28 protein-coding genes are annotated in these 26,594 nt (G+C 68.9%); 10 read left to right on the top strand and 18 right to left on the bottom strand.

Annotation, left to right across the window (positions count from 1 at the left end; translation table 11 throughout):
• Positions 1-8 precede the first annotated feature (8 nt).
• Genes hcrC through hcrB form a run of 3 tightly spaced genes read left to right on the top strand, consistent with a single transcriptional unit; the run spans position 9 to position 3,771 of the window.
• A complete protein-coding gene (hcrC, locus tag Tharo_RS07650; RefSeq protein WP_075148600.1) occupies positions 9-494 on the top strand; it encodes a 4-hydroxybenzoyl-CoA reductase subunit gamma in 486 nt (161 codons plus the stop codon).
• Positions 491-2,800 (top strand): 4-hydroxybenzoyl-CoA reductase subunit alpha, encoded by a 2,310-nt coding sequence (gene hcrA, locus Tharo_RS07645; RefSeq protein ID WP_107220687.1) that lies wholly within the window; start codon positions 491-493, stop codon positions 2,798-2,800. The genes hcrC and hcrA overlap by 4 nt, the downstream gene beginning before the upstream one ends.
• Positions 2,797-3,771 carry a 4-hydroxybenzoyl-CoA reductase subunit beta gene (gene hcrB / locus Tharo_RS07640; protein WP_107220686.1) on the top strand — a complete coding sequence of 325 codons (975 nt, stop codon included), beginning with the start codon at positions 2,797-2,799 and terminating at the stop codon, positions 3,769-3,771. Before hcrA ends, hcrB begins: the two co-directional genes overlap by 4 nt.
• A gap of 23 nt (positions 3,772-3,794) precedes the next feature.
• Here hcrB and Tharo_RS07635 read toward each other — a convergent pair whose 3' ends face one another.
• A complete protein-coding gene (locus tag Tharo_RS07635; protein ID WP_107220685.1) occupies positions 3,795-5,021 on the bottom strand; it encodes an MFS transporter in 1,227 nt (408 codons plus the stop codon).
• Positions 5,022-5,122: 101 nt separating this feature from the next.
• Between Tharo_RS07635 and Tharo_RS07630 the strand changes: the two genes are divergently transcribed.
• Positions 5,123-5,917, top strand: coding sequence for an AraC family transcriptional regulator (locus Tharo_RS07630; RefSeq protein ID WP_107220684.1), 795 nt, complete (start codon positions 5,123-5,125; stop codon positions 5,915-5,917).
• 70 nt (positions 5,918-5,987) lie between these two features.
• Here Tharo_RS07630 and Tharo_RS07625 read toward each other — a convergent pair whose 3' ends face one another.
• The 7 genes from Tharo_RS07625 to mltG form a co-directional block, all read right to left on the bottom strand.
• On the bottom strand, positions 5,988-7,694 hold the full coding sequence (locus Tharo_RS07625; protein WP_107220683.1) for a SulP family inorganic anion transporter: 1,707 nt from the start codon (positions 7,692-7,694) through the stop codon (positions 5,988-5,990).
• 138 nt (positions 7,695-7,832) lie between these two features.
• Positions 7,833-8,507, bottom strand: coding sequence for an ankyrin repeat domain-containing protein (locus Tharo_RS07620; protein ID WP_107220682.1), 675 nt, complete (start codon positions 8,505-8,507; stop codon positions 7,833-7,835).
• A 28-nt stretch (positions 8,508-8,535) separates the two neighbouring features.
• Positions 8,536-9,342 carry a TatD family hydrolase gene (locus Tharo_RS07615; RefSeq protein WP_107220681.1) on the bottom strand — a complete coding sequence of 269 codons (807 nt, stop codon included), beginning with the start codon at positions 9,340-9,342 and terminating at the stop codon, positions 8,536-8,538.
• 75 nt (positions 9,343-9,417) lie between these two features.
• The gene (locus Tharo_RS07610) at positions 9,418-9,780 is read right to left on the bottom strand and encodes a PilZ domain-containing protein (RefSeq protein ID WP_107220680.1); all 363 of its coding nucleotides are present in this window, start codon (positions 9,778-9,780) and stop codon (positions 9,418-9,420) included.
• Positions 9,777-10,835, bottom strand: a complete 1,059-nt coding sequence (gene holB / locus Tharo_RS07605) for a DNA polymerase III subunit delta' (RefSeq protein ID WP_107220679.1) — start codon at positions 10,833-10,835, stop codon at positions 9,777-9,779. The genes Tharo_RS07610 and holB overlap by 4 nt, the downstream gene beginning before the upstream one ends.
• Positions 10,832-11,536 carry a dTMP kinase gene (gene tmk, locus Tharo_RS07600; RefSeq protein WP_107220678.1) on the bottom strand — a complete coding sequence of 235 codons (705 nt, stop codon included), beginning with the start codon at positions 11,534-11,536 and terminating at the stop codon, positions 10,832-10,834. The genes holB and tmk overlap by 4 nt, the downstream gene beginning before the upstream one ends.
• Positions 11,533-12,537: an endolytic transglycosylase MltG gene (mltG, locus tag Tharo_RS07595; protein ID WP_107220677.1), complete on the bottom strand. Its 1,005-nt coding sequence runs from the start codon at positions 12,535-12,537 to the stop codon at positions 11,533-11,535. The genes tmk and mltG overlap by 4 nt, the downstream gene beginning before the upstream one ends.
• A 240-nt stretch (positions 12,538-12,777) precedes the next feature.
• Here mltG and ygfZ point away from each other — a divergent pair, with 240 nt between their 5' ends.
• Together ygfZ and Tharo_RS07585 are read left to right on the top strand one after the other, a co-directional pair.
• Positions 12,778-13,809, top strand: a complete 1,032-nt coding sequence (ygfZ, locus tag Tharo_RS07590) for a CAF17-like 4Fe-4S cluster assembly/insertion protein YgfZ (protein WP_107220676.1) — start codon at positions 12,778-12,780, stop codon at positions 13,807-13,809.
• A gap of 20 nt (positions 13,810-13,829) precedes the next feature.
• Positions 13,830-14,627, top strand: a complete 798-nt coding sequence (locus tag Tharo_RS07585) for an NRDE family protein (RefSeq protein ID WP_107220675.1) — start codon at positions 13,830-13,832, stop codon at positions 14,625-14,627.
• On the opposite strand, the gene Tharo_RS07580 is transcribed toward Tharo_RS07585, so the two are convergent.
• The 3 genes from Tharo_RS07580 to Tharo_RS07570 all read right to left on the bottom strand — a co-directional run bounded on the left by Tharo_RS07580 (position 14,617) and on the right by Tharo_RS07570 (position 16,770).
• Positions 14,617-15,096: a L,D-transpeptidase gene (locus Tharo_RS07580; RefSeq protein WP_107220674.1), complete on the bottom strand. Its 480-nt coding sequence runs from the start codon at positions 15,094-15,096 to the stop codon at positions 14,617-14,619. The two genes, Tharo_RS07585 and Tharo_RS07580, sit on opposite strands and share 11 nt — an antisense overlap.
• 84 nt (positions 15,097-15,180) lie before the next feature.
• On the bottom strand, positions 15,181-15,645 hold the full coding sequence (gene tadA, locus Tharo_RS07575; RefSeq protein ID WP_107220673.1) for a tRNA adenosine(34) deaminase TadA: 465 nt from the start codon (positions 15,643-15,645) through the stop codon (positions 15,181-15,183).
• A 174-nt stretch (positions 15,646-15,819) separates the two neighbouring features.
• On the bottom strand, positions 15,820-16,770 hold the full coding sequence (locus tag Tharo_RS07570) for an alpha/beta hydrolase (protein ID WP_107220672.1): 951 nt from the start codon (positions 16,768-16,770) through the stop codon (positions 15,820-15,822).
• Positions 16,771-16,993: 223 nt separating this feature from the next.
• On the opposite strand from Tharo_RS07570, the gene Tharo_RS07565 reads away from it, so the two are divergent.
• From Tharo_RS07565 to Tharo_RS07555, 3 genes are all read left to right on the top strand, one after another.
• Positions 16,994-17,572: a hypothetical protein gene (locus Tharo_RS07565; RefSeq protein WP_107220671.1), complete on the top strand. Its 579-nt coding sequence runs from the start codon at positions 16,994-16,996 to the stop codon at positions 17,570-17,572.
• Positions 17,573-17,757: 185 nt separating this feature from the next.
• Complete coding sequence (gorA, locus tag Tharo_RS07560) at positions 17,758-19,101, top strand: glutathione-disulfide reductase (RefSeq protein WP_107220670.1); 1,344 nt, start codon at positions 17,758-17,760, stop codon at positions 19,099-19,101.
• 32 nt (positions 19,102-19,133) lie between these two features.
• Positions 19,134-19,343 (top strand): hypothetical protein, encoded by a 210-nt coding sequence (locus tag Tharo_RS07555; RefSeq protein WP_107220669.1) that lies wholly within the window; start codon positions 19,134-19,136, stop codon positions 19,341-19,343.
• Here the strand turns inward: Tharo_RS07555 and Tharo_RS07550 are convergent.
• Positions 19,340-19,672: a DUF2249 domain-containing protein gene (locus Tharo_RS07550; protein WP_211309668.1), complete on the bottom strand. Its 333-nt coding sequence runs from the start codon at positions 19,670-19,672 to the stop codon at positions 19,340-19,342. The genes Tharo_RS07555 and Tharo_RS07550 overlap by 4 nt on opposite strands.
• A gap of 277 nt (positions 19,673-19,949) precedes the next feature.
• On the opposite strand from Tharo_RS07550, the gene Tharo_RS07545 reads away from it, so the two are divergent.
• Complete coding sequence (locus Tharo_RS07545) at positions 19,950-20,456, top strand: phasin family protein (RefSeq protein WP_107220667.1); 507 nt, start codon at positions 19,950-19,952, stop codon at positions 20,454-20,456.
• A 178-nt stretch (positions 20,457-20,634) separates the two neighbouring features.
• On the opposite strand, the gene moaE is transcribed toward Tharo_RS07545, so the two are convergent.
• The 6 genes from moaE to zapE all read right to left on the bottom strand — a co-directional run bounded on the left by moaE (position 20,635) and on the right by zapE (position 26,445).
• Complete coding sequence (gene moaE, locus Tharo_RS07540; protein WP_107220666.1) at positions 20,635-21,201, bottom strand: molybdopterin synthase catalytic subunit MoaE; 567 nt, start codon at positions 21,199-21,201, stop codon at positions 20,635-20,637.
• Positions 21,202-21,204: 3 nt separating this feature from the next.
• Complete coding sequence (moaD, locus tag Tharo_RS07535; RefSeq protein WP_107220665.1) at positions 21,205-21,465, bottom strand: molybdopterin converting factor subunit 1; 261 nt, start codon at positions 21,463-21,465, stop codon at positions 21,205-21,207.
• A gap of 42 nt (positions 21,466-21,507) precedes the next feature.
• Positions 21,508-22,713: a molybdopterin molybdotransferase MoeA gene (locus Tharo_RS07530; RefSeq protein WP_107220664.1), complete on the bottom strand. Its 1,206-nt coding sequence runs from the start codon at positions 22,711-22,713 to the stop codon at positions 21,508-21,510.
• The gene (gene mobB / locus Tharo_RS07525; protein WP_107220663.1) at positions 22,710-23,204 is read right to left on the bottom strand and encodes a molybdopterin-guanine dinucleotide biosynthesis protein B; all 495 of its coding nucleotides are present in this window, start codon (positions 23,202-23,204) and stop codon (positions 22,710-22,712) included. Before mobB ends, Tharo_RS07530 begins: the two co-directional genes overlap by 4 nt.
• A 57-nt stretch (positions 23,205-23,261) precedes the next feature.
• Positions 23,262-25,220 carry a DNA repair helicase YoaA gene (gene yoaA / locus Tharo_RS07520; protein WP_107220662.1) on the bottom strand — a complete coding sequence of 653 codons (1,959 nt, stop codon included), beginning with the start codon at positions 25,218-25,220 and terminating at the stop codon, positions 23,262-23,264.
• Between the two features lie 112 nt (positions 25,221-25,332).
• Positions 25,333-26,445 carry a cell division protein ZapE gene (gene zapE, locus Tharo_RS07515; protein WP_107220661.1) on the bottom strand — a complete coding sequence of 371 codons (1,113 nt, stop codon included), beginning with the start codon at positions 26,443-26,445 and terminating at the stop codon, positions 25,333-25,335.
• Positions 26,446-26,594: the final 149 nt, after the last annotated feature.

Here is a 26,594-nt window from a genome sequence, read left to right as displayed (position 1 = left end):
GCTCAACCTTGAAAAACATCCTTCGTCTGACCCTCAACGGGCGCGCCCGTGAGGACCTTGTTCCCGACAACATGTTGCTGCTGGACTACCTGCGCGAAACGGTCGGCCTGACCGGTACCAAGCAAGGCTGCGACGGCGGCGAGTGCGGCGCCTGCACCGTCCTCGTGGATGACCGGCCGCGCCTGGCCTGTTCCACCCTGGCCCACCAGGTCGCGGGCAAGAAGGTGGAAACGGTCGAATCCCTGGCCACCCAGGGCACGCTCTCCAAGCTCCAGGCCGCCTTCCACGAAAAGCTCGGCACCCAGTGCGGTTTCTGTACCCCGGGGATGATCATGGCATCGGAAGCGCTGCTGCGGAAGAACCCGTCCCCGTCGCGCGACGAGATCAAGGCCGCGCTCGCCGGCAACCTCTGCCGTTGCACCGGCTATGTGAAGATCATCGAATCGGTCGAGACCGCGGCCGCCGCCCGGCTGTGCGAGGAGGGCGCGCGATGAGCCCGAAACTCCCCCAGCACGGCACCGTCGGTGTCCGCACCCCCCTGGTGGACGGCGTCGAAAAAGTCACCGGCAAGGCCAAGTACACGGCCGACATCGCCGCCCCCGACGCCCTCGTGGGACGCATCCTGCGCTCGCCTCATGCCCACGCCCGCATCCTCGCCATCGACACTTCGGCCGCCGAAGCCCTGGAAGGCGTCATCGCCGTGTGCACCGGCGCCGAAACCCCGGTGCCGTTCGGCGTGCTGCCGATCGCCGAGAACGAGTACCCGCTCGCCCGCGACAAGGTGCGCTACCGCGGCGACCCGGTGGCGGCCGTCGCCGCCATCGACGAAGTGACCGCCGAGAAGGCGCTCGCCCTGATCAAGGTCGACTACGAGGTCCTGCCCGCCTACATGACGCCCAAGGCGGCGATGAAGGCAGGCGCGATCGCCCTTCACGACGACAAGCCCAACAACATCCTGCGTGAAGTGCACGCCGAGTTCGGCGATGTCGCCGCCGCCTTCGCCGAAGCCGACCTGATCCGCGAAAAGACCTACACCTTCGCCGAAGTCAACCACGTCCACATGGAGCTGAACGCCACCCTGGCCGAATACGACCCGGTGCGCGACATGCTCACGCTCAACACCACCACCCAGGTGCCCTACTACGTGCATCTCAAGGTGGCGGCCTGCCTGCAGATGGACTCGGCCCGCATCCGCGTGATCAAGCCCTTCCTCGGCGGCGGCTTCGGCGCCCGCACCGAGGCCCTGCACTTCGAGATCATCGCCGGCCTGCTGGCACGCAAGGCCAAGGGCACGGTGCGCCTGCTGCAGACGCGCGAGGAAACCTTCATCGCCCACCGCGGCCGGCCGTGGACCGAAGTGAAGATGAAGATCGGTCTGAAGAAGGACGGCAAGATCGCCGCCCTCGCGCTGGAAGCCACCCAGGCCGGCGGCGCCTATGCCGGCTACGGCATCATCACCATCCTCTACACCGGCGCGCTGATGCACGGGCTCTACCACATCCCGGCGATCAAGCACGACGCCTGGCGCGTCTACACCAACACCCCGCCCTGCGGCGCGATGCGCGGCCATGGCACGGTCGATACCCGCGCCGCATTCGAGGCGCTGCTCACCGAAATGGGCGAGGAACTGGGCATCGACTCGCTCAAGATCCGCCAGATCAACATGCTGCCGCAGATCCCCTACGTCACCATGTACGCCCAGCGGGTGATGAGCTACGGCGTGCCGGAGTGCCTGGAGAAGGTCAAGGCCGCCTCGGGCTGGGAAGAACGCAAGGGCAAGCTGCCCAAAGGGCGCGGCCTCGGCATCGCGCTGTCGCACTTCGTGTCGGGCACCTCGACGCCGAAGCACTGGACCGGCGAACCCCACGCCACCGTCAACCTGAAGCTCGACTTCGACGGCGGCATCACCTTGCTCACCGGCGCCGCCGACATCGGCCAGGGCTCCAACACCATGGCCTCGCAAGTCGCCGCCGAAGTGCTGGGCGTGCGCCTGAGCCGCATCCGGGTGATCTCCGCCGACAGCGCGCTGACGCCCAAGGACAACGGCTCCTATTCGTCGCGCGTCACCTTCATGGTCGGCAACGCCTCGATTTCCGCCGCCGAAGAGCTCAAAGGCGTCCTGGTCAAGGCCGCGGCGAAGAAGCTCGACGCCCGCGAGGAAGACATCGAAGTCATCGACGAGATGTTCATGGTCTCGGGCAGCCAGGACCCCGGCCTCAGCTTCCAGGAAGTGGTCAAGGCGGCGATGGTCGACTCCGGCACCATCACGGTGAAGGGCACCTACACCTGCCCGACCGAATTCCAGGGCGACAAGAAGATCCGCGGCAGCGCGATCGGCGCCACCATGGGCTTTTGCTACGCCGCCCAGGTGGTGGAAGCGTCGGTCGACGAGATCACCGGCAAGGTCACCGCACACAAGGTGTGGGTGGCGGTCGACGTCGGCAAGGCCCTCAATCCGCTGGCGGTGGAAGGCCAGACACAAGGCGGCGTGTGGATGGGCATGGGGCAGGCGCTGTCGGAAGAAACGGTCTATGACAACGGCCGGATGGTGCATGGCAACATCCTGGATTACCGGGTGCCGACCATCGTGGAGAGCCCCGACATCGAGGTGATCATCGTCGAGAGCATGGACCCCAACGGCCCGTTCGGCGCCAAGGAGGCCTCGGAAGGGATGCTGGCCGGATTCCTGCCCGCGATTCACGAAGCGGTGTACGAAGCGGTGGGCGTGCGCGCCACCGATTTCCCGCTCAGCCCCGACCGCATCACTGAACTGCTCGACGCCAAGGAAGCCGCAGCATGAACATCCTCACCGATTTCCGCACCCACCGTCCCGCCACGCTGGCCGACGCAGTCAACGCCCTGGCCGCCGAGGCTACCCTTCCCCTGGGCGCCGGCACCGACCTGCTGCCCAACCTGCGCCGTGGCCTGGGCCACCCCGCCGCACTGGTCGACCTGACCGGCATCGACGGCCTCGCCACCATCTCGACGCTGGCCGACGGCAGTCTGCGCATCGGCGCCGGCGCTACCCTGGAGGCCATCGCCGAGCACGACGCCATCCGGACAACCTGGCCGGCCCTGGCCCAGGCGGCCGAATCGGTCGCCGGGCCGACTCACCGCGCGGCCGCCACCCTCGGCGGCAACCTGTGCCAGGACACGCGCTGCACCTTCTACAACCAGAGCGAATGGTGGCGTTCCGGCAACGGCTATTGCCTCAAGTACAAGGGCGACAAGTGTCACGTGATCGTCAAGAGCGATCGCTGCTACGCGACCTATCACGGCGACGTCGCCCCCGCGCTGATGGTGCTCGACGCCCGCGCCGAGATCGTCGGCCCCGCCGGCAAACGCACCGTGCCGGTGGCGCAGTTGTTCCGCGAAAGCGGCGCCGAGCACCTGACCCTGGAGAAGGGCGAACTGCTCGCGGCGATCGAGGTTCCGCCCACGGGCGCCTGGAGCGCCGCCTACTCCAAGGTGCGCATCCGCGATGCCGTCGATTTTCCGCTGGCCGGCGTCGCCGCCGCCCTGCAGCGCGACGGGGACCGGATCGCCGGTCTGCGAGTGGCCATCACCGGTTCCAACTCCGCCCCCCTGATGGTGCCGGTCGACGCGCTGTTGGGCGGCAACTGGGACGACGCCGCGGCCGAGACCCTGGCCCAGCTGGTGCGCAAGACCTCCAACGTGCTCAGGACCACCATCACCGGAGTCAAGTACCGCCGTCGGGTCCTGCTCGCCATCTCCCGCAAGGTGGTCGATCAGCTGTGGGAAGCCCGCTAAGGGCACGCACGGCAGGGGCGTCCTCAGCCGGCGGCCGGGGTGCTCGCCGCCGTACTCGCACTGCGGATACGGCGGTTGCGCCCGGCCAGCATGCCGGCCGCGGCCATCGTCAGTGACAGCACCAGGCACACCGTCAGCGCCGGATTCCAGTCCTGCGACCGGTCGCGCAGCCCGCCGACGAGGGGCGGACCGAAGGCCGCCAGCAGGTAGCCGACGCACTGCGCCATTCCCGACAGGGCGGCCGCTTGGCGCGGGTTTTCGGTGCGCAGCCCCATGAACATCAGCGCCAGGATGATGCAGGCCCCAGTGCCGAAGCCGAAGCACGCCACCCACAGGCCGGCCAGCTGCGGCAGCCACTGGAGGCCGAGCAGCGCGCCGGCGACCAGTAGCGACGTCGCCAGCGCGACCATCCGCTGGTCGTGCAGGCGCTGGATCAGCGGCCCCAGCACCAGGCCGGGGATCGCGGAGGCGAGCTGCATCAGGCCATGCAGCGACCCCGCCTCGGCCGCAGAATAGCCGCGGCTGGCGAGGATCGCGGGCAACCAGCCGATCATCACGTAGTAGATGAACGAGTTCAGCCCCATGAACAGCGTCACCTGCCAGGCCAGGGAATGGCGCCAGATCGGCCCGGCGCCCGGCGCCCCGCCACCGGGCTCGGCAACCGCGGCACGCTCGCCGAGCTGCGGCCACCACAGCAGCATCGCCACCAGCGGCAGTACCAGCATCGCCAGCAGCGCCCCCGACCAGCCGAGCCCGAAGCCGGTCGCAAGCGGGAACACCGTTGCCGAAGCCACTGCGGCAGCGGCGCCCATCGCCAGCGCGTACGCGCCGGTGACGCTGGCGATCCGGGTGGGGAAGTCGCGCTTGAGCAGCGCCGGAAGCAACACGTTGCCCACCGCAATCCCGGCGCCGATCACCGCGGTGCCGACAAAAAGGCTCCACGCCGGCCCCGCCGAGCGCAGCACCACGCCGCCGGCGAGCAGCACCAGGGCCGCGAACAGCGCACGCGCCAAGCCGAAGCGGCGCGCCAGCCAGGGCGCCAGCGGCGACACCAGGGCGAAGGCCAGCAGCGGCAAGGTGGTGAGCAGGCCGGCGTGCGCGGTGCTCAGCGCAAAGGCGTCCTGGATCATGCCCAGCACCGGCGCCAGCCCGGTGATCGGCGCGCGCAGGTTGGCGGCGACCAGCAAGATGCCGATCAGCAGCAGCACCGTGCGCGGAGCGGTGGAAAGGACGGGGCGGGCCTGGCTCATGGGGGCATCCGGAAAAACGTGCGATGCCGGCAAGCTTACGGATTTACCGTCCGGGAGTATCTGGATAGATTGCCAATTAATCTCCAAAAACAGCCACGCCAATGCTCCTCGATGCCTCCTTGCGCGATTTCGACCCCGACCGCATCCCCAGCCCGGCGATCGCCCTGCGGGTCGAAACGACCCGGAACGACAACGAAACTCCGGTGCACCAGCACCGCAAGGGGCAGCTGGTGCTCGCGCTGCGCGGCGCCATCAGCTGCGAGGTGCCCCATGCGCTGTGGATGGTGCCGCCCAACTGTGCGGTCTGGGTGCCCGGGGCGATGCCGCACAGCAACCGGGTCACGCCCAACGCCCGCATCTGCCTGCTGTTCGTCGAACCGGGCGCCGCCGCGCTGCCGCACAGCTGCTGCACGCTGGCGATTTCGCCCCTCGTGCGCGAGCTGATCCTGCACCTTGCCGACCAGCCGCACGAGTACGCTGCCAACAGCGCCACCGGCCGCGTCGCCCGCGTGCTCCTCGACGAGTTGCCGAACATGCCGGTCGAACAGCTTCATCTGCCGATCTCGGACGAACCGCGCATCCGCCACATTGCCGACGCCCTGAGCCGCAGCCCGGCCGACCGCGCCACCCTGCCTGAATGGGCGGCCCGCATCGCCACCAGCGAGCGCACCCTGGCCCGCCTGATGCTGCGCGAAACCGGCCTCAGCTTCGGACGCTGGCGCCAGCAATTGCAGCTCCTGGTCGCCCTGCGCCGGCTGGCCGCCGGCGCCAGCGTGCAGCAAGTCTCCGCCGAACTGGGCTACGAATCGGTCACCGCCTTCATCACCATGTTCAAGAAGGCCCTCGGCCTGCCTCCGGGGAAATATCTGGCATCGCTGACCCGGGCCAGTGGATGAGCGGCACGTGGCCGATGGGGTGGGATCGATGACGTTCTTTGCCGGCTTCCGCACGGAGGACGGCCCGCCTCTATCCGGAAGGTCGGGAAAGACGGGGCAGCAGAGCGTCGAGCGCGTGATGTTCGGTGCGGTACTGCCCGTGCTCGCTCAAGCGCGCCCATAGCCCGGTGCGCTCGAGGGCGTCGATGGCCTGCTTCTTGAGCCCGCAGAAGGCGAGTACCTGCCCGTTCAGGCGCAGGCGTTCGTGGACGACGGCGATCGCGTGCTGGCCGGAGGCATCGATGGCGTTGATCCCGCCAGCGGAGACGAGCACGCACTCGACCTCGGGCTGGGCCTGGGCGGCGCTCATCACCGCCTCCTCGAAAGCCCGCGCGGTGACGAAAGTCAGCGGGCTGTCGAAGCGCATGATGACCAGATTGGGATGGGGGTGTTCGAGACCGAAACGCTTCAAGTCCCGGTAAGTGCCATCCGGGTGCATGCCGAGCAGGGCCACCCGCGGCTGCATGTCACGGTAGAGCATCAGCGCCAGCGACAACATGAGTCCGGTGAGGATGCCGTTCTGGATGTCGGGGGCGAACACGAGAGTCGAGCAAAAGGTGACCACCGCCGCCAGACCGTCGTCGCGTCCGGCCTTCCATGCGCCGGTCAGCGCGTGAAAGTCGACGAGGTTGGCCACCACCAGCAGGATCACCGCAGCGAGCACCGCGATCGGCAGGTGCCACAACAACGGGGTCAGGTACTGCAGGCTCAGCAGCACGGCTGCCGCCGTGACCAGCGACGACAGTCCGGTGCGTGCGCCGCTGGCATGGTTCAGCGCCGAGCGCGAAAACGACGCGCTGACCGGCATCGCACCGCTCGCGGCGGCAGCCAGCTTGGCCAGCCCCTGGCCGATGAGCTCCTGGTTCTGGTTCCACGGCATGCCGGTCCGGGCAGTGATCACGGTCGCACTCGAGGCCGCCTCCATGAAGCTCACCAGCGCAATCACGAACGCAGTCGGGAACAGGGTCACCAGCATGTTCCAGTCAATCACCGGCAAGCCGAAGGAAGGCAGGCCGGACGGCACCGCTCCGACCACGGCACCGCCTTGCCCGGCGAACCCGGTGAGCGCCGAGACCGCGGTCGCCGACGCCACCACCAGGAGCACTCCCGGCAAGCGGGGCACGAGCCGACGCAGCGCGACCAGCGCGAACAGGGTCAGGCCGCCATACAGCGCGGAAGGCAGGTGGAAGGGATCGGTGCCGGCGAACAAGTGCCACAGCCCGACCAGAAAATGCTCGGCCCGGGGCAGCGACAGGCCGAGCAGCGCGGGCAGCTGGGACAAGCCGATCAGCAGCGCCGAAGCATTGATGAAGCCGGCCATCACCGGACGCGACAACAGGTTCAGCAGCCAGCCGGCGCGGAGCAGGCCCAGCACCAGCTGGATCAGCCCGGACAGCAGCGCGAGCACGACCGCGAGCGCGATGAATTCGGCCGTATCGGGCTGCGCCAGCGACAGCAGACTCGCCCCCGAAAGCAGCGAGGTGAGCGCCACCGGCCCGGTCGACAGCGCCCCGCAGGAACCGAACAAGGCCCCCACCAACGCCGGCAGCAAGGCCGCATAGAGGCCGAGATGGGGAGGCAGGCCGGCGAGCTGCGCATAGGCCAGCGCCTGCGGCACCAGCACCAGCGCAACGGTGACCCCGGCGACGAGGTCGCCGCGCACCCCGTGCTGGCGCCACAGGCGCGGCCAGCCGAGGAACGGGAACGTACGTTCAGCCCAGTGCGGAGAGGCGTTCATCGGTGCAGAACAAGGGGAAGCGCGACGAGCTTACCATGCATCGAAACATGCCCGCGCCGGCGCCCCTGGGGGAGCGCAGCGAGCGCCTTGTTCGAAATGGTCTTGCGCGCCCGCCGATGGCAGGGCCGGCCGCCGCCCCTACTCGATCCTGAGCCGCAGTGCCGGCGCGGGCAGGCCGCGGCGCTGACGCTCGGCACGGATCAGCGCGGCGATGTCGGTGTTGCCTTGCCGTTCGGCCCAGACGTCGGCCGACAGGCCGGTATCGGTGAGCGCGTTGAGTTCGGTCTGCGGCAACGCCAGCAGCCGGCGGACGACACCGATATGGCCGTTACGCGCCGCCAGCGCCAGCGCGGTGGCCTGGTTGGGCGCCGGGGCGTTGACTTCGGCCCCGGCGGCGACGAGCGCATCGACGAGGGCCTCGCGCCCTTCGAAGGCGGCGTAGTGCAGCGGCGCCCAGCCCTCGTGATTCACTTTTGCGCCGGCTTTCAGCAAGGCGCGCGCGACGTCGTCGTGGCCGCGGAGCACGGCCAGCATCAGCGCCGAATCACCGGCGAGGTTGCGGTAATCGATCCGCACCCGCCGCGCCAGCAAAGTGTCGACGGCGCCACGCTGCCCTTCGCGGGCGGCGAGGATCAGCAAGGTGTTGCCCTGGGCATCGACGGTGTCGGGGTCGATGCCGCGATCGAGCAGGCTGGCGAGGGCACGCGCATCGCCGAGGCTGGCCGCCGCGAGGGCGTCGTCGTAGCTGCCGGCGTGCGCCCCTCCGGCCGCGAGGCCGAGGACGGCGCACGTCACCAGTGCCGCACGGCGCATGGCGGCGACGGCCTGGAAAGCCCCGGGATCAGACGCCCTGCGGAGCGGAAGCGGAGCCGGAGTGAGGACCTTGAGCATGGCGGAAGAGACGGTAGAAGTTGTCGGTAGTGGCCTGTTCGATGCGTTCCAGGGGCTCGCCGCGCAGCTGGGCGAGTTCCTCGGCGACATGCACGACCCAGCCGGGTTCGTTGGTCTTGCCGCGATGCGGCACGGGAGCGAGATAGGGCGCATCGGTCTCGATCAGCAGGCGCTCGAGCGGGACGATCTTCGCCACCTCCTTCAGTTCCTTGGCATTGCGGAAAGTGACGATACCCGAAAACGAGATGTAGAAGCCGAGCGCCAGCGCGGCCTCGGCCACTTCCCGGCTCTCGGTGAAGCAGTGCATGACGCCACCGGCCTCGGCGGCGTTTTCTTCCCGCATCAGGCGCAGGGTGTCCGCGGCGGCGCTGCGGGTGTGGATGATCAACGGCTTGGCGGCGGCGCGGGCAGCGCGGATGTGGGTGCGAAAACGCGCCCGCTGCCACTCCGGCGCGTCCTGGTGCCAGTGGTAGTCGAGCCCGGTTTCGCCGATCGCCACCACCCTGGGATGATCGGCAAGGGCGCACAGGCGCTCGAGGGTCGGTTCCTCGCAGTCGGCGTTGTCGGGGTGCACCCCGACCGAGGCCCACAGCCGGGGGTCGCGCTCGGCGAGCCCGAGCACGCGCGGAAAATCCTCCAGCTTGACGCCGACGCACAGCGCGGCGCCGACACGGTTGGCGGCCATGGTGGCGAGGATCTCGTCCTCGCGGCAGGCAAGATCGGGGAAATCGAGGTGGCAGTGCGAATCGACGAACATCGTGTATCCATTTGCATGACGAAAAGCCGGGATCGGGCGGACCGGCGCGGCCCCCGCCCGCCCCCGGCTGCGGTATCACAGCGTATGCGTGGGCCGGCTCGAGCCGAGGTGCCCAGCGAGGATCTGCTCGATGCGCCCGCGCAGCACCTTGCCCGCATCGTCGTCGGAAAAATGCACGCCGACCCCCTGGGTGCGTCCGCCCTGGGCGCCGTAGGGAGTGATCCACACCACCGTACCGGCCACCGGATGGCGCGTCGGGTCGTCGATCAGCTGCAGCAGCATGAAGATTTCGGCGCCGAGCTTGTAGGTCTTCGGGGTAGGCACGAAAATACCGCCGTTTTTCAGGAACGGCATGTAAGCGGCATAAAGCGCGGACTTCGAGCTGATATTGACCGACAGCACGCCCGGGCGCGAAGCGGCAGGAGGGGTTTCACTCATCGACGGGATCCGGCGACAGCGCGGGCGTAGCGCATCAACATGTCTTCGAGCACCAGGCGCAGGCTCAAGGGGTGGCGGGAAACCTTGTGGATCTGCGCAAGTTCATTGTAGCAGGCGCTCGCGGCGGCAACGCTGCTGCGACTGGCAAGCGCGGCGAGCACCGCCTCCTGCGCCGGGAAGAAGCGCACCCGCCCGCCCAGGCGCAACGCCGCCAGGTCGCTGACCCAGCGCTGCATCCAGCCGCTCAGCTCGGGCAGGCCGAAACCGGCGGTCTGCGCTTCCTTCGACTTCAGCCACGCCTCCCACTGCCCGGCCAGCTGCAGTACTCCGCTCGCCTGCACGCTCCCCAGATCGCGGACGAAGCGGGCCAGCAGGGCCGCCCCCCCGGCCCGGGCGAGCCGCTCGGCGGCCAGCGGCATGCCCCCGCTCAGCGCCAACAGGGCGCATGCATCGGAGTCGGCCTGCGCCTTCCAGCGCTTCAGCCCGGCTTCGTCCGGACGCCCGAACGGCCACTGCTGGCAGCGGCTGCGAATCGTCGGCAACAGGCGCCGCGGCGCCGAGGACACGAGCAGGAAGACACAGCCCGCAGGCGGCTCTTCGAGCAGCTTGAGCAGTGCATTGGCGGTGAATGGGTTCATCGCCTCGGCCGGCTCGAGGACCACCACCCGGCGCGCGCTGTGGTGGCCGGTCATATTCAGTGCCGCCTGCAGCTCGCGGATCTGCTCGATCACGATCTGGGCAGAAGCGGCCTTGCCGCCGGCCTCGCGCGCGGCGGCCTCGCCTCCTCCGGCCTCGGCGGCATCGACAGCTTCCGCCGCCGGCACCACGCGATACAGATCCGGGTGGTTGCCGGCGATCCGCCACTGGCAGGGTTCGCAGCGGCCGCAGGCATGGCCGCCGGCCTGCGGCGCGTCGCACAACAGGCGCGCGGCGAGCGCCTCGGCCAGTTCGCGCTTGCCCAGCCCGGCGGCGCCGATGAAGAGCAGCGCATGCGGCAGGCGCGCGCCGAGTTCGACGAGGCGGGTCCAGGCGGGCTGCAGCCAGGGATGGATCATGGGAAGAAACGCTCGCCCAGCAGGCGCTCGATCTCGGTACGGATGACGTCCGGCGCACGGTCGGCGTCGATCACGCAGATGCGCTGCGGAGCCAACCGTGCGCGCTCGAGATAGGCCTCGCGCACGCGCACGAAGAAATCGCGCTGCTCGCGCTCGAAACGGTCGGGATCGGCGCCGCTGGCGGCGACCCGCGCCGCGGCGATCTCCGGCGCCAGATCGAACACCAGGGTGAGATCAGGCTGCAGTCCGGGGTGAACCCAGGCTTCGAGAGCCTCGAACTTGTCCCGCGCCAGTCCGCGCCCGCCGACCTGGTAGGCGAAAGTGGCATCCGAGAAGCGGTCGCACACCACCCAGCAGCCGGCAGCGAGCGCCGGCTCGATACGCGCGGCGAGGTGCTCGCGGCGAGCAGCGAACATCAGCATGGCTTCCGTTTCGAGGTGCATCGGTTCATGCAGCAGCAGCTCGCGCAGGCGCTCGCCGAGCACCGTGCCGCCGGGTTCGCGGGTCTGCTCGACGACGATCCCGCGCGCGTGCAGCAGCGCCACGGTGGCGGCGATCTGGCTGCTCTTGCCAGCGCCGTCGATGCCTTCGAAGGTGATGAAGCGCCCGCGCGGAACGGCGGCGCCGGCAAGCGGCGCCAGCGCGTCTGCGGGCCTCGGCTCCGGGGACGTGACCGGGGGGCGCGGCGGCATCGTGCTCATGGTTGCGCTCCATTGCGAATGAACCGGTTCACCGCACGGTTGTGCTCGTCGAGGCTGCGTGAAAACTCGCTGCTGCCATCGCCGCGGGCGACGAAATAGAGAAAATCGCTCTTTTCCGGACGCATCGCGGCACGCAGCGCCGCTTCTCCGGGAATCGCGATCGGCGTCGGCGGCAGGCCGGCGCGGGTGTAGGTGTTCCACGGGTGGTCGGTCTCCATGTGCGCCCGGCGCAGGCGGCCGTCGAAATCGGCGCCGAGGCCGTAGATCACCGTAGGGTCGGTCTGCAGGCGCATGCCGATGCGCAGGCGGTTGGCGAACACCGACGCGATCAGGGGCCGGTCTTCGGGGCGCCCGGTCTCCTTTTCCACGATCGAGGCAAGGATCAGCAGTTCATAGGGCGAAGACAGCGGCAGCGCGGAATCGCGTTCGTCCCACAGGCGCGCGAGCCGGGCCTGCATCGCCCGGTAGGCACGCTGCAGCACTTCGAGTGCGCTCGAGCGCTTGTCGAACAGATAGGTATCGGGAAAGAAGAGGCCTTCGAGGTGGCGCTCCTGCGCGCCGATGCGGGCGAGGATCTCCGCCTCCGTCAGCCCCGCGCTGTCCGGCTCCAGGTCGGGATGGTTCTCCAGCGCCTGACGCACCTGGCGGAAAGTCCAGCCTTCGACCAGCAGCAACTCGCCCTGCGAGACATCTCCGTTCGACAGTTTCAGGATCAGCTGCCACGGCGTGATCCCGGCATGCACCTCGTAGCTGCCGGCCTTGATCTTGTTCGCCCGGCCGCTGGCGCGCGCGAGCAAGGTCAACAGGCGCGCATCGACGCCGACTCCGGCACGCTCGATCAGCGTCGCCGCCTGGCGCATGCCGATGCCGCGCGGCACGGTGAAATCGACCCTGTCGGCCTGCAGCGACAACGGGCGCTGGGCATACCACCCGCCGCCGGCGGCAAGCACCGCGGCGAGCGCGAGGAGCAAGGCGAAAACACGGAAAGCGAAGCGCATCATCGAAATTCGTTGTGGCGAAGGCCCTTGGCGGCGAAAACCCTGCCGGCGAAAATCCCTGCTGCCCGCAGGGACGACCGCCATGCGGCGGGCGCTTATAATACTGCATTGCACGGCCGCTACCGGCGGGGCCGCGCCCCGCTTCCTCCGGGACCGGGCCCGCCCCGCCCGTCAAGCGGATTCCGAACGGCCCTGCACGCCGTTCCCCGACCAACGCCAGCCCGAACTGCCGACACGCCAACCATGACAGCCTGGACCGAACACCTCGCCCGCCTGGGCGCCACCCTGGGTGAGCACACCGTGACTTTCGCCGAACCGGCAACCGAAGCGCACGCTGCCAGCACCGCCACCATCGCCGTGCCGCTGCTGCATCTGGGCCTAATCCGCTCGACAGGCCCGGATTCCGCGGCGTTCCTGCACAACCTGGTGTCCAACGAAGTCAACAAGCTGGAGCCCGATGCCGCCGTCTGGAACAGTTTCAATTCGCCCAAAGGGCGGATGATCGCCAGCTTCCTGATGTGGCCCGAAGCCGAAGGCCACGTCCTGGCGCTGTCGGCTGACATCCTGCCCGCCTTCCTGAAAAAGCTGTCGATGTACGTGCTGCGCAGCAAGGTCAAGCTCTCCAACGCCGGCGCCGAGCTGGCGCTGGTCGGCCTCGCCGGCCCCGATGCCGCGACCATCCTGCAGGCTGCCGGCATCCCCCTACCGGCGGCCGACATGAAGCACGCCGTCGATGGTGCCGGAGTCCGCTGCATCCGCCTCGGCGCGCAATGCTTCGTCGTCGCGGCGCCGGCCGCAGGCGCCGGCCCCCTGTTCGACGCCCTGCTCGCCGCGGGCGCAATCAAGGCCGGCACCGCCGCCTGGCAGCTGGTCATGGTCCGCGCCGGGCTGCCGCTGGTCACCGCGCCGACGCAGGAGGAATTCGTCGCCCAGATGCTCAACTACGAACTCATCGGCGGAGTGAGCTTCAACAAGGGCTGCTATCCGGGGCAGGAAATCGTCGCCCGCACCCAGTACCTGGGCAAGCTCAAGAAGCGCATGTACCGCGTGGCGATCGCCGCCGGCATCGACGCGGCGCCGGGGATGGACCTCTACGCCCCCGATTTCGGCGAACAGTCCGCTGGCAAGCTGGTGAATGTGGCGCCCGCCCCCGACGGCGGCCTCGAAGCCCTCGCCGTCCTTCAGAGCAGCAGTGCCGAAGCCGGCGAGATCCATCTCGGCGCCCCCGCCGGCCCCGCGCTGCAGCTGCTGGCGCTGCCCTACGCCCTGTCCTGAACCCGGGCGCCGCCGAGCCGATGTGCCTGATCGTCTTCGCCTGGCGCACCCACGCCGCGTATCCGCTGGTGGTCGCGGCCAATCGCGACGAGTACTTCGAGCGCCCGGCGGCGCCGGCACACTGGTGGATCGACGCCCCCGAGCTGCTCGCCGGGCGCGACCTCGAAGCCGGCGGCACGTGGATGGGGCTGGCGCGCAACGGCCGCTTCGCCGCCCTGACCAACTACCGCGACCCCAGCCGCCGCATCAGCGGCGCGCCCTCGCGCGGCGCCCTGGTGCGCCAGGCGCTGGAAGACGGCCGCGACACGGCGGCGAGCCTGCATGCGTTCGCCGCCGAGCGCGCCCGCTACGCCGCCTTTAACCTGCTGCTGAGCGACGGCCGGACCCTGGGCGTGCTCGAAAGCACCACCGGTACGGTGCATCTCCTCGAGCCCGGGGTGTACGGCCTGTCCAACCACCTCCTCGACAGCCCCTGGCCGAAGCTGGTGAAGGCCCGCGCCGGTCTCGCCCAGCAACTGGGCGCCTTCACGCCGGCCGCGGACGCAGCACGCCCGACCGCCGAAGAACCGCTGTTCGATGCGCTGCTCGCGCTGCTGCGCGATCCCACTCCCGCGCCCGACCCCCATCTGCCCGACACCGGCATCAGCCTCGAATGGGAGCGCTGGCTCTCTCCCGCCTTCATCCGCGCACCGGGCTACGGCACGCGCTGCAGCAGCGTGGTGCTGTTCGGCAGCGACGGCCGGGTCCGCTTCCGCGAGTGGAGCTGGGACACGCACGGCGAGCTGCGCAGTGAAGTGACGCACGGCTTCACTCGCTGATCTCCACCACCGTGCCGGCCGCGACCAGCTCGAACAGCTCGATGAGGTCGCGGTTGCGCATGCGCACGCAGCCGTGCGAGCGCGGCTCGCCCATCGGCTGGTCGTCGCCGGTGCCGTGGATGTAGATGTAGCGCCGCATCGAATCGACCCTGCCGCCGCGGTTGCGCCCCGGCTCCTCGCCGCACAGCCAGAGGATGCGGCTGAGGATCCAGTCGCATCCCGGATGGCGCGCGGCGAAGGCCGGCGTCCACACCTCGCCGGTCCGGCGCCGGCCACGGAACACCGCCCCCGGCGGCGCGCCGGCGCCGATCCGGGCACGGATGCGGTGGCGGCCGCGCGGCGTGCATTCGCTGCCCATTTCCTCCCCCGCCCCCTTCGCTGCGGTCGACACCGGGTAGCGGCGAATGCAGGCGCCGTCGTCGCCGTACAGCGACAGGCGCTGCGCGCCGATTTCGATCCGGATGTGCATGCCGTCCTCGTTCACACTGCTCCGTGCACACGCCGAGCCAACGCACCAGACCACGAATGCAATAGGCGCAGGAGTGGCCGCACGCTAGGCCACCAGCGTGCGGCCACGGCGGGCGGCGAAGAATCCCGACAGCAGGCGCGCGCATTCGTCGGCGAGCAGCCCGCCCTCGATGCGGGCATGGTGGTTCAGGCGTGTCTCGGCGAAAAGATCGAGCACGCTGCCGGCGACCCCGGTCTTGGGATCGCGGGCGCCGAACACCACGCGGGCGAGGCGCGCGTGCATGATCGCACCGCTGCACATCGCGCACGGCTCCAGCGTCACGTACAGCGTGGCGCCGGGCAGGCGGTAGTTGCCCAGGCGCGCGCCGGCATCCCGCAGCGCCATCACTTCGGCGTGGGCAGTGGGGTCGTGGCGCCCGATCGGCTGGTTGAAGCCGCGCCCGACGATCTCGCCGTCGAGCACCACCACCGCGCCCACCGGCACTTCGCCGCAGGCCCCGGCCTGGCGCGCCTGCTCGAGCGCGGCACGCATGTAGTCTTCGTCGTTCATCGCAAGGTCTTGTCCGTGGCCAGCCCGCCACGCCGCACGCAGCCGGCGGCAGGCGGAATCGATAAGCCGGATTCTAACGGAGCGGCCCGCGCCGCGTGCCGGCCACGTTGCCGCTGCGCTGCGGCACGTCGCCCGCGCCTGCCCCCGTCGGGCGCCGAGCGCGCCCCCACGCGCTCAATCCGTCTCCAGCAGGTGGCGGCGCAGAGCGGCCGCGGCCCGTTGCACCGCCTCTCCGGCTTCGGGGAACAGTTTGCCGAGGGTGATGAAGCCGTGGACCATGCCCGCCGTTTCGACGAAGTCCACCACCCCTCCCTCGGCATTCACCCGCGCGGCGAATGCCGCGCAGTCGTCGATCAGGGGGTCGAACTCGGCCCCGATCAGCAGCATCGGCGGCAGCCCGGCGAGCGAAGGCGCCCGCATCGGCGATGCCCGCCAATCCTCGCTGTTGCCTTGCGGCAGATAGCGCTCGAAGAACCAGCGCAGGCTTTCACGATCGAGGAAGAAGCCTTCGGCATAGCGCGCGCGCGACGCCCGCGTGCTGACGATCTCGGTGCTCGGGTAGATCAGCAGCAGAAAGCGGGGCTGCAGCCCGCCGGCCTCGCGCCGGGCAAGCGCGGTGGCGATGGCCAGGTTGCCCCCCGCGCTGTCGCCACCAAGCGCGATACGCCCGGCGTCGATGCCGAGCGTTTCGGCGTGCCCGGCGACCCAGTCGAAGGCGAGGCGCGCATCGTCGACCGCCGCCGGGAACGGGTGCTCGGGGGCGAGCCGATAATCTACTGACAGTACCGCACAGGCCGAAGCATTGGCCAGTTCCCGGCACAGCGCGTCGTAGCTCGGCACATCACCGACGCACCACCCTCCACCATGGAAATAGACCAGCACCGGCAGGTGCTCGGCCGGGCGGCTCGACAGCGGCCGGTACAGGCGCGCGAGCAAGACGCTGCCGTCGGGCCGGGGGATCGGCACCTCGAACGTCGATGCCACCGCGGGCGCGTCCGGGCAGAAGGCGAACTGCAGCTTCTCGAAGGAGCGCCGGGCCTGGGCCACGGACAGTTCATGAAAACGCGGGGCGCCGACACGGTAGATCATGTCGAGGAGGGATCGGGCGGCGGGAGTGAGCGGCATGGAATGGCGGAAATTTCGCGGTGGCGCATCGAACGGGAGGCTGGATTCTAGCGGTTGGGCCGCCCTTCCGGCGCAAAGCGGGCTCCATCCGGGGACCGACGCCGGTGCCGCGCCCGCCCTTGTCACGGTGACAAGTGGTAAGCGCGCGCTGCGTCCCGGACCGTTTCCACTACACTGATGTCGGATGCACGACGCATGGCTCCGACCACTCGGGAGAATCGACATGACGATACCTCGCACGAACGCCCGCCCGAAAATCTTCACCGCGCTCGCACTGGCCCTGACCGGCGCATTGCTGGCAACGCCGGCCGCAGCGGAAAAACCCGACTGGGCCGGCGGTGGCAAACCCGAACGCACGCAGGCGCACCCCGCCGAACGCGGCAAGGCGGAAAACCCGAACCGCAAGCAGGCGCAGCGCGACGAAACCGGAGCGGGCGAGCGCGGGCGCCGCGACGGCAGCGATGAACGCCGCACCTCCATTCAGGTCAGCGCCTACTTCACCGACTCCCATCGGGAGGCGGTGCGCACGTACTATAGCGAGCACTTCCACGCCGGGAGCTGCCCACCCGGGCTGGCGAAGAAACATAACGGCTGCATGCCGCCCGGTCAGGCCAAACAGTGGAGCATCGGCCACCCGCTGCCGCGCGACGTGGTGTACTACGACCCGCCCTACGACATCATGATCCAGCTCGGCATACCGCCCGAAGGGCATCGCTTCGTGCGCGTCGCGGCGGACATCCTGCTGATCGCGGTCGGCACCGGCATGGTGGTCGACGCCCTCGAGGATCTGAACCGGATGTAGGCGCCGGCCGGACGGCCGCAGCACGCGCTGCAGCGGACGCAAAAGCCAGGTCGCGATCGCCGATCGGCCGCAGCGGGTAATGCGAGAATTCGCCGGCGAGAGTCTCGGCGGCCACCACCTCCGGCTTGACCGATTCACGCATGATACACAGGAACAATCCGGCCAATACCAGAACGGAGCGAAGGATGGAGCATTACGACTACATCGCCATCGGCGGTGGCAGTGGCGGCGTAGCGACGGCACGCCGCGCGGCCGAATACGGCGCACGGGTGCTGCTGGTGGAAGGCGCGCGCCTCGGTGGCACCTGCGTCAATGTGGGCTGCGTCCCGAAAAAACTCATGTGGTACGCATCGGGAATTGCCCAGGCGATGCGCGATGCGCCGGGCTACGGTTTCAGCGCAGTCGCCGACACCGTCGACTGGGCCGCGCTGAAGACACGCCGCGACGCCTACATCGCCCGTCTCAACGGCATCTACGCCGGAATGCTGGACAAGGCCGGAGTCGCCATAGTGGCGGGGTTCGCCCGCTTCGTCGAACCGCATGTGATCGAAGTCGACGGGCGGCGTTTCAGCGCCCCGCATATCGTCATCGCCACCGGTGGAAGGCCGGTGATTCCCGACATTCCCGGTGCGGAACTGGGCATCGACTCCGACGGCTTCTTCGCCCTCGACCATCAGCCGCGGCGCGTGGCGGTGGTCGGCGCGGGCTACATCGCGGTGGAACTGGCGGGCGTACTCAACGGCCTCGGCAGCGAAGTCACCATGCTGGTGCGCGGCCCCGGGCTACTGCGCGGCTTCGATACCATGGTGCGTACGGAGCTGCAGGCGCAAATGGAGGAGGACGGAGTCGCGCTGCGCTTTGGCACGAAGGTGCGCGCACTGTCCCGCCGGGTCGGCGGCACGCTGGCCGTCGAATGCGACGATGGCAGCATCCTGGAAGTCGATGCCCTGATCTGGGCCACCGGGCGCCGCGCCAACACCGCCGACCTGAACCTGGAGGCAGCCGGGGTCCATGCCGAAGCCGGCGGCGTGATCGCCACCGATGATTTTCAGAACACCGCGGTCGAGGGGATCTACGCCATCGGCGATATCACCGGTCGCGCCGAACTCACGCCGGTAGCGATCGCCGCCGGGCGCAAGCTCGCCGCCCGCCTGTTCCGCGGCCAGGCCGACAGCCGGCTCGACTACAGCGACATTCCGACCGTGGTGTTCAGCCACCCGCCGATCGGCACCGTGGGCCTGACCGAAGACGAAGCCCGCGAGCGCTTCGACCGCATCGAGGTGTTCTCGACCCGCTTCACCGCAATGGCCCACGCACTGACCGAGCACCGGCCGAAAACGGCGATGAAGCTGGTCTGCGCCGGCCAGGAGCAGCGCGTCGTCGGCGTCCATGTGATCGGCGACGGCGCCGACGAAATGCTGCAGGGCTTTGCCGTGGCGCTCAAAATGGGCGCCACCAAGGCCGACTTCGACAACACCGTCGCCATCCATCCCACCAGTGCGGAAGAGTTCGTCACGCTGCGCGGATGATGGAACGACCCGGACCTGCAGGAGCAACGCCGATGCCCATGACCTACGAGCAATACCTCGATGAAGTCGCCACGCTGCTCTACGAGCGCTACGAGCAAAGCGAAAAGGCGGCCATCCAGCTGGTGATGGCCGCCCAGGCGGACGATTTTTTCAGCGCGCATGACGACGATCCGTCGATGTGCACGCTGGAACGCGCGCAGGCCGACGCCCGCGCGGTGTTCCGCAACTACGGCAAAGCTTAGCCGCCCGAGCAGCCGCAGCCCTGGCCGCTCGTGCCACTGCAGCTTCCGGCCGCACCGGCAGCGGCGGGCGCCCCTGCCGTCGCCGGAGCGCCGAGCTGGATGGTGAAGTCGATGACAATGTTGCCCGGCTCGCGCGCGACATAGCTGATCCCGACCTGGTTGCCATAACGCTGCTGGATCTGGCCGAGCAGCGGCAGCGGGTCATGGTCGTTGACGAAGCGCATCACTTCGCCATCTTCGAGCGACTCGAGGGCACCGAAAATGGCCGCATGACGGAAACGCTTGGCGACACCGCGCGCATCGAAGGGGTGGACATCGTTCTGGGACATGGCGAATTCTTCCATCGGATAGGGTACCGGACTTGACATGCGGCCGGACTCGCAGCGGGGGAAATGGTACTGCAGGCACGACGGGAAGTGCCTTGAGGAAAAACAAGAAACCCGGCTCGGGCCCGACCGCCCGCAGCGGGCGCCTGTGATATTGTTGTCATCGGGGAGCGGGAAAAATGCGGTCGGATCGAGCACGCTCGGCCGGGCATGTGGGCATGCGAAGAACCCCCTCCTGCGATCCCCGGACGACCCTTTTTTGCGCGAGTGGAGAACTTTTATGGCCAGCAAGCAAGAGCAGTTCAACGAACTTCAGCGAAAAAATCTCGAAACCGCGATGCGTCTGGCGCAACTTTCGATCGAAAACTCCCAGCGCATCATGGAAATCCAGGTGGCGATGGCGAAAAGCCTGTTCGAGGAAGGGGTCGAAAGCGCGAAGGCGCTGTCGTCCGCCAACGATCCGAAAGGCATCATGGATCTGCGCACCCACTACGCGCAGAGCACCACGGAAAAGATGCTTTCCTGCGCACGGGAAATCGCCGAGATCACTGCCCGCACGCAAAGCGAGTTCGGCAAGCTGGTGGGAGAACAGCTCAGCACCGGCTCCCAGGACATGTTCGAAGCGATGCAGAAAATGTTCCAGGGCATGCCGATCGCCGACCAGAATGCGCTGAGCGCGCTGCAGAACGCGATGGACACCACCCGCGCTGCATTCGAGCAGATCACCCGCGCATCGACCGAAGCCTTCCGCAGCGCCGCCCCGCAAGGCAGCAAAGGCCGCAAATAAGCGTCGCTGCCGCGGAACGGAAGCGAGCCGGACCGCGCCTGCGCGCGCCACCCGGCTCGGTCCGGTCCGCAGTCCATCGCCTCCGCCGGCGGGCACTTTCCGGCGCGCGCGCTCCGCCCTGCCCGGCTCCGCGTCGTCGTTCGCTCGGCGCTACTATTCCCTCAGCGCCGTTGTTCGCTCAGCGCCGTTGTTCGACTTCGTCCCAGACTTCCTCGACCCGCATGCCTTCGCCCTTGCAGGCGTCGTCTGCAGGAACAGCGGCGGCGCCATCCGCCTCACCCTCCTCCACCCAACGGGCGGCAGCGGAGTCGTCGCTATCGCGCGCATCGACCCAGCGCGCCCCGCTCGGCGTTTCCTCCCGCTTCCAGAACGGCGCCTGCGTTTTCAGGTAGTCCATGATGAATTCGCAGGCAGCGAAGGCCTCGCCGCGGTGGGCGCCGGCGACGCCGACGAAGACGATGCGGTCTGTTGGTTCGAGGCGGCCGTAGCGATGGATCACGCGCACCCCGAACAGCGACCAGCGCTGCCGCGCGGCGGCGACGATGTCCTCGAGGGCACGCTCGGTCATGCCGGGATAATGTTCCAGCGTCATCGCCGAAACGCCGCTGCCGTCGTTGGCGTCGCGCACCAGGCCGACGAAGCTCGCCACCGCACCGATGTCGCGGCGGGCCGCGCCGAGGCGTTCGATCTCGTCGCCGATGTCGAAATCGGCTTCCTGAACACTTACTTCATTGCCCACATCCATGCTTCAACCCCCGGTTACCGGCGGGAAAAACGCCACCTCGTCGCCTGCCCCGAGCGGTGCGTCGGCCCCCACCATGCGCTGGTTGACCGCCGCACGCACATTGCGTCCGGCCGCCAGGGCCTGCCAGGCCTCGCCGCGGGCGGCCAGATGGGCGCGCAGCGCACCGACCGAGCCCACGCCTTCAGGTAGGGCGAACTCCTCGCCCGACTGCCCGACGGCTTCGCGCAGGCTGGCGAAATACAGGATCTTTACGTTCGTCGTCATGCTTGTCTCTCGTTCGCGGGGGGCGGCCCGCCTGGATCGGTTTCAGTGCAACAACTCGCCGTAGGGCAGGAAGCGCACCGGCTCGCCGCGCTCGATCACGGTGCCGGCCGGGATATCGACCAGCCCGGTTGCCCACACGGTGGAGTGGAGCGCCGCCGAGCCCTGGTTGGCGAAGACTTCCACTTCGCCCCGGGCGTTGATGCGCGCACGCAGGAATTCACGCCGGCGGTCCGGCTTCGGCCAGTCGAAATCAGCGCGTAGCGTCAGTGCCACCGGATCGGTCTCGCCCACCCCCTGGGTGGCGAGCAGGAACGGCCGCACCAGCATCACGAAGGTGACGAAACTCGATACCGGGTTCCCCGGCAGGCCGATGAAGGCAGCCCCGTGCACGCGGCCATAGGCGAGCGGCTTGCCCGGTTTCATCGCGATCTTCCACATGTCGAGGCTGCCCTCGGCCTCGACCGCGGGCTTGACGTGGTCTTCCTCGCCGACCGAGACGCCACCGCTGGTGAGAATCAGGTCGTGGCCCTCGGCCGCCCGGCGCAGCACGTCGCGCGTGGCGTCGAGGCGGTCGGGGACGATGCCGAAATCCTCCACTTCACAGCCGAGCGCGGCGAGCAGTCCGCGCAGCATGAAGCGGTTGGAGTTGTAGATGCCGCCCGGCGGCAACGGCTCGCCGGGCATCACCAGCTCGGAGCCGGTGGAGAACATCGCCACCTTCACCCGCCGATACACCGGCAGCTGCGCCAACCCCACCGAAGCGGCCAGCGCCACCGCCTGCGGGCTCAGGCGCAAGCCTGCGGGCAGCAGCTCGTCACCGGCGGCAATGTCCTCGCCCATGCGGCGCACCGCCTCACCGAGGCGGGGCACGGCGTTGACGATGACGTGCTCGCCATCGTGCTCGCACAGCTCCTGCATCACCACCGTATCCGCCCCCGGGGGCAGCGGCGCGCCGGTGAAGATGCGCGCGGCGGTGCCCGGCGCCAGCTCGTGGCCGACGCTGCCGGCGGGAATCCGCTGGCTTACCGGCAGCCGGGTGCCGGCGGCGGGGACGTCGGCGGCGCGCAGGGCGTAGCCGTCCATGCCCGAGTTGTCCATCGGCGGCAGGTTGATCGCGGAGCGCTGCGTCACCGCGAGTACCCGGCCGGCAGCGAACAAGGTGTCGACCGGGTCGATCTCGCGCACCGGCCGGGCGAAACCGAGCAAGCGGCTGCGGGCTTCATCGAAGGAGAGGATGTTGCCGTTCATTGGTCTTTCAGATAGTCGAGGATGAAATCGGCCACCGCCACCGCGTCGTTCAACGCCAGGCGCGGCAGTGGACAATCGATGTCGGCATCGGTGGCGACCGCCACCACATGCGGGTTTTCCGGCCACAACGGCGGCTTGCCGTGCTCGGGGCGGTGGATTTCGATCTTGGGCACGGTCGCGGCCTTGTAACCTTCGATCAGAACCAGGTCGCAGGGTTCGAGCAGGCGCAGCTGCTCGTCCAGGGTCGGCTCCGGGTCGCCGCGCAGTTCGTGCATCAGCACCCAGCGGTCGTTCGACAGCATCAGCACCTGGGTGGCACCGGCCGCGCGATGGCGCCAGGAGTCCTTGCCCGGCTTGTCGAGGTCGAAGCCATGGTGGGCATGCTTGATCACCGACACGCGCAGGCCGCGGGCGGTGAATTCGGGAATCAGCTTTTCCACCAGCGTGGTCTTGCCGGAGCCGGACCAGCCGGCGAAACCAAAGACTTTCATCAAAATGCCGCACGCGGAATCGGGTTGAGCGATCCGAGAGGATACAACAGAGCGCACTCAGCCGCCCTGCTTCGGCGCCGGCAGCGCCTCGAGAAAGGCCACCGCCTCGGCTTCGACGCGGCTGCGCCGCATCGGCGGCAGGCTGCGCCAGACCACCTTGCCATAGGATTTGTCGATCATCCGCGGGTCGCAGATGCATAGCACGCCGCGGTCGCGCTCGGTGCGGATCAGGCGCCCGGCGCCCTGCTTCATGCTGATCACGGTGCGCGGCAGCTGATGATGGATGAACGGGCTCAGCCCTTGCTTCTGCATGTACTCGACGCGCGCCGCGAGCACCGGGTCGTCGGGCGGAGCGAAGGGCAGCTTGTCGATGACCACCAGCGACAGCGCATCGCCCGGCACGTCCACCCCTTCCCAGAAACTCTGGCTCGCCACCAGCACGGCGTTGCCCAGGCGGCGGAAGCGCTCGAGCAGCTCGGTGCGCGAGCCTTCCCCCTGCAGCAGCACCGGCAGCGCATCGCCCGCCTGCGCGAGGCCGTCAACGATCAACTCGTGGATGCGGCGCATCGCGCGCAGCGAAGTGCACAGCACGAAGGCCCGGCCGCGCGCGGCGCGGATCAGGGGCAGCGCGACCCGGGCGACGCGCTCGCTGTAGTCGGGAGAGTTCGGATCCGGCATCCCGGCCGGCGCATACAGCAGCGCCTGCTCGGCGTAATCGAAGGGGCTTCCCCAGACCATGGTCAGGGGCGGCGGCTCCAGCCAGGCGAGGCCGAGTTCACGGCAGTAGTGACCGAATTCCTTGCCCACGGCGAGCGTCGCCGACGTGAAGATCCAGGCCCGGGGCTGAGCTTCGAGCTGGCGCTTGAACACGTCCGAGACGTGCAGCGGCGTGGCGTTGAGGGCGAGCGACTGGGAGAACACTTCGACCCACCGGATCAGCTCCTTTTCCGCCGGATCGCGCCAGCGCGCCAGGCGCTCGCCCAGCTCGGTGCCGCGCCGCAGGCAATTGGCCAGCCCCTCGGAACGCTCGGCCTGGGTTTCGAGCACGGCATGGAACGCCGCCAGCGAACGCTCCAGCTCCTCGATGCTGGCGGCGAAGCCGTCCTTTTCCGCCGCCTGCGCCGCCGCCAGCCGCGCCGGCTCGCTGCCGAACACCAGGCGCAGGTCGCGCGCGGCCTTCTCCAGCTTGCGCGACTCGTCGATCATCGCCACGCAGTCGCGCGCCGCGGCCACCGTCTCCGAGCGGGTGTCGCGCGCCAGCTCCAGCACCTGGGCGGTGGAAGTGCTGTCGCCGAAGAACAGGCTGGCGGTTTCCGGCAGCTGGTGGGCTTCGTCGAAAATCACCGCGTTGCATGCCGGCAGCAGCTCACCCATGCCTTCGTCGCGCAGCATCACGTCGGCGAAGAACAGGTGGTGATTGACCACCACCACATCGGCTTCCATCGCCTGGCGCCGCGCCTGCAGCACGAAGCAGTCCTTGACCTGCGGGCAGTCCTGGCCGAGGCAGTTGTCGCGGGTGGAGGTGGCGGCGATCCAGGCCGCGGAGTCCTCGCGCACGTCGGTGCATTCGGCCTTGTCGCCGCTCTGCGTGTGCTGGGCAAAGCGGCCGATGGCGCGCAGGTCGGCGGCGTCCTGGGCGCTGAGGAAGCGGCCGTCGCGGGCGTTGCGCTCGAGGTGGTAGGGGCAGACGTAGTTCGCCCTGCCCTTGAGCAGCGCGATCGACACCGGCACTTTCAGCGCCGCGCGCACCGTCGGCAGGTCGCGGTTGAAGAGCTGGTCCTGCAGGGTCTTGGTGCCGGTGGAGAGGATCACCTTGCCACCGGCGAGCAGCGCCGGCACCAGATAGGCGAACGTCTTGCCGGTTCCGGTGCCGGCCTCGGCGACGAGGACGCGGTTGTCACGCAGGGCCTCGGCGATCTTCTGCGCCATCTCGACCTGCTGCGGCCGGGCGCGGAAACCCGGGATGGCCGCGGCGAGGGGGCCGTCTGGGGCGAAGATCGAGGAAGGGTCGGACATCGGAACGGGCCGCGCGAACAACGGGAAAGGCTGGGATTCTACGCCGGCGCACGCCCTCCCGGAATGCCGCGAATTATTCCATAGGAATCAAAAAGGGGGATTGCGGCCGGTCTCACTCGGTCCGGTGCGGTTCGGCGAGGTAGTCGCGCGTGCGCATCTCGATCAGGCGGCTGACGGTGCGGACGAACTCGTGGGCGTTGTGGCCTTCGGTGTACAGCTCGTAGGCCGGAACGTCGGCGCTCATGATCAGCTTGACGCGGTGGTCGTAGAGGACGTCGATCAACCAGGTGAAGCGGCGCGCTTCCGAGGCGTTGCCGGCGAGCATCTTCGGCACCCTGGAGAGGATCAGGGTGTGGTGTTCGCGGGCGATTTCCAGATAGTCGTTCTGCGACCGTGCGCCCTTGCACAGGGTGTCGAAGTCGAACCAGATCACGCCCGGCGCCTGGCGCAGCACCGGCAGCTGGCGCTCGAGCACGACGATGGCACCGCCCTCGCCTGCGCTGCCGGCCAGGCGCAGGAAGTCGTCCTCCAGCTTGCGCTCGGCCGCGGCATCGTGAGGCACGAGGTAGATTTCCAGCGCTTCCAGGGTGCGCAGGCGGTAATCGGTGCCGTGATCGACCTCGAACACGTCGAAGCGCTGCTTGATGAATTCGATCGTCGGCAGGAAGTTCACCCGCATCAGGCCGTTGGGGTAGAGACCGTCGGGGGGGTAATTGGACGTCATCACAAAGATCACCCCGCGGGCGAACAAGGCTTCCAGCAGCCGGCCGAGGATCATCGCATCGGCGATGTCGGAAACGTGGAACTCGTCGAAGCACAGCAGCCGGGTGGCGGCGGCAATGCGATCGGCCACTTTCTGCAGCGGGTCGGGTTCGTGGTTGTGCTGGCGCAGATCGTTCTGCACTTCCTGCATGAAGGCGTGGAAATGCACCCGGCGCTTGCGCTGGTACGGCACCGCGTCGTAGAAGCAGTCCATCAGGAAGCTCTTGCCGCGGCCGACGCCGCCCCAGAAATACACGCTGCGCGGCAGCGCCGGGCGGGCGAACATCTTGCGCAGCTTGCCGCGCCGCGCCGCCTTGAAGCCGATGAGATCGGCATACAGCTTCTGCAGCCGGGTCGCGGCCGCCCGTTGTGCCGGGTCGGCGGTGTAGCCGCGGCTCTGGAGCTCGGCCTCGTAGGCATCGAGCATGCCGTGCTCGGCCACGTTGAGAATACGGTGGGGCATGGTGGACAGTTCTTGAATACCTGGATTGGCACGGCAGCGCGCACGACGCCGCTTACGTCAGGGAAACGGAATTCGGCAAGCCGCCACGGAGGCGGCGCAAGCAAAAAGGGGCGAGCGGCGAGGAAGCCCTCGCACTCACCCCCTTTCAC

It is taken from the genome of Thauera aromatica K172 (assembly GCF_003030465.1).
Lineage (GTDB): Bacteria > Pseudomonadota > Gammaproteobacteria > Burkholderiales > Rhodocyclaceae > Thauera > Thauera aromatica.
The sequence above is the reverse complement of the archived record's forward strand: the minus strand, read 5'-3'. Positions and strand labels throughout refer to the sequence as shown.

Coding starts and splice junctions, on each gene's coding strand:
- Tharo_RS07580 (WP_107220674.1), bottom strand. CDS start 15,096: ATGCACATCCGGATCGAAATCGGCGCGCAGCGCCTGTCGCTGTACGGC.
- Tharo_RS07585 (WP_107220675.1), top strand. CDS start 13,830: ATGTGCCTGATCGTCTTCGCCTGGCGCACCCACGCCGCGTATCCGCTG.
- hcrB (WP_107220686.1), top strand. CDS start 2,797: ATGAACATCCTCACCGATTTCCGCACCCACCGTCCCGCCACGCTGGCC.
- zapE (WP_107220661.1), bottom strand. CDS start 26,445: ATGCCCCACCGTATTCTCAACGTGGCCGAGCACGGCATGCTCGATGCC.
- moaE (WP_107220666.1), bottom strand. CDS start 21,201: ATGGATGTGGGCAATGAAGTAAGTGTTCAGGAAGCCGATTTCGACATC.
- Tharo_RS07615 (WP_107220681.1), bottom strand. CDS start 9,342: ATGTTCGTCGATTCGCACTGCCACCTCGATTTCCCCGATCTTGCCTGC.
- moaD (WP_107220665.1), bottom strand. CDS start 21,465: ATGACGACGAACGTAAAGATCCTGTATTTCGCCAGCCTGCGCGAAGCC.
- yoaA (WP_107220662.1), bottom strand. CDS start 25,220: ATGTCCGACCCTTCCTCGATCTTCGCCCCAGACGGCCCCCTCGCCGCG.
- Tharo_RS07555 (WP_107220669.1), top strand. CDS start 19,134: ATGCCCATGACCTACGAGCAATACCTCGATGAAGTCGCCACGCTGCTC.
- hcrA (WP_107220687.1), top strand. CDS start 491: ATGAGCCCGAAACTCCCCCAGCACGGCACCGTCGGTGTCCGCACCCCC.
- Tharo_RS07570 (WP_107220672.1), bottom strand. CDS start 16,770: ATGCCGCTCACTCCCGCCGCCCGATCCCTCCTCGACATGATCTACCGT.
- Tharo_RS07625 (WP_107220683.1), bottom strand. CDS start 7,694: ATGAACGCCTCTCCGCACTGGGCTGAACGTACGTTCCCGTTCCTCGGC.
- Tharo_RS07550 (WP_211309668.1), bottom strand. CDS start 19,672: ATGTCCCAGAACGATGTCCACCCCTTCGATGCGCGCGGTGTCGCCAAG.
- Tharo_RS07530 (WP_107220664.1), bottom strand. CDS start 22,713: ATGAACGGCAACATCCTCTCCTTCGATGAAGCCCGCAGCCGCTTGCTC.
- Tharo_RS07545 (WP_107220667.1), top strand. CDS start 19,950: ATGGCCAGCAAGCAAGAGCAGTTCAACGAACTTCAGCGAAAAAATCTC.
- ygfZ (WP_107220676.1), top strand. CDS start 12,778: ATGACAGCCTGGACCGAACACCTCGCCCGCCTGGGCGCCACCCTGGGT.
- Tharo_RS07635 (WP_107220685.1), bottom strand. CDS start 5,021: ATGAGCCAGGCCCGCCCCGTCCTTTCCACCGCTCCGCGCACGGTGCTG.
- mobB (WP_107220663.1), bottom strand. CDS start 23,204: ATGAAAGTCTTTGGTTTCGCCGGCTGGTCCGGCTCCGGCAAGACCACG.
- Tharo_RS07610 (WP_107220680.1), bottom strand. CDS start 9,780: ATGAGTGAAACCCCTCCTGCCGCTTCGCGCCCGGGCGTGCTGTCGGTC.
- Tharo_RS07620 (WP_107220682.1), bottom strand. CDS start 8,507: ATGCGCCGTGCGGCACTGGTGACGTGCGCCGTCCTCGGCCTCGCGGCC.
- tmk (WP_107220678.1), bottom strand. CDS start 11,536: ATGAGCACGATGCCGCCGCGCCCCCCGGTCACGTCCCCGGAGCCGAGG.
- Tharo_RS07565 (WP_107220671.1), top strand. CDS start 16,994: ATGACGATACCTCGCACGAACGCCCGCCCGAAAATCTTCACCGCGCTC.
- Tharo_RS07630 (WP_107220684.1), top strand. CDS start 5,123: ATGCTCCTCGATGCCTCCTTGCGCGATTTCGACCCCGACCGCATCCCC.
- gorA (WP_107220670.1), top strand. CDS start 17,758: ATGGAGCATTACGACTACATCGCCATCGGCGGTGGCAGTGGCGGCGTA.
- tadA (WP_107220673.1), bottom strand. CDS start 15,645: ATGAACGACGAAGACTACATGCGTGCCGCGCTCGAGCAGGCGCGCCAG.
- mltG (WP_107220677.1), bottom strand. CDS start 12,537: ATGATGCGCTTCGCTTTCCGTGTTTTCGCCTTGCTCCTCGCGCTCGCC.
- holB (WP_107220679.1), bottom strand. CDS start 10,835: ATGATCCATCCCTGGCTGCAGCCCGCCTGGACCCGCCTCGTCGAACTC.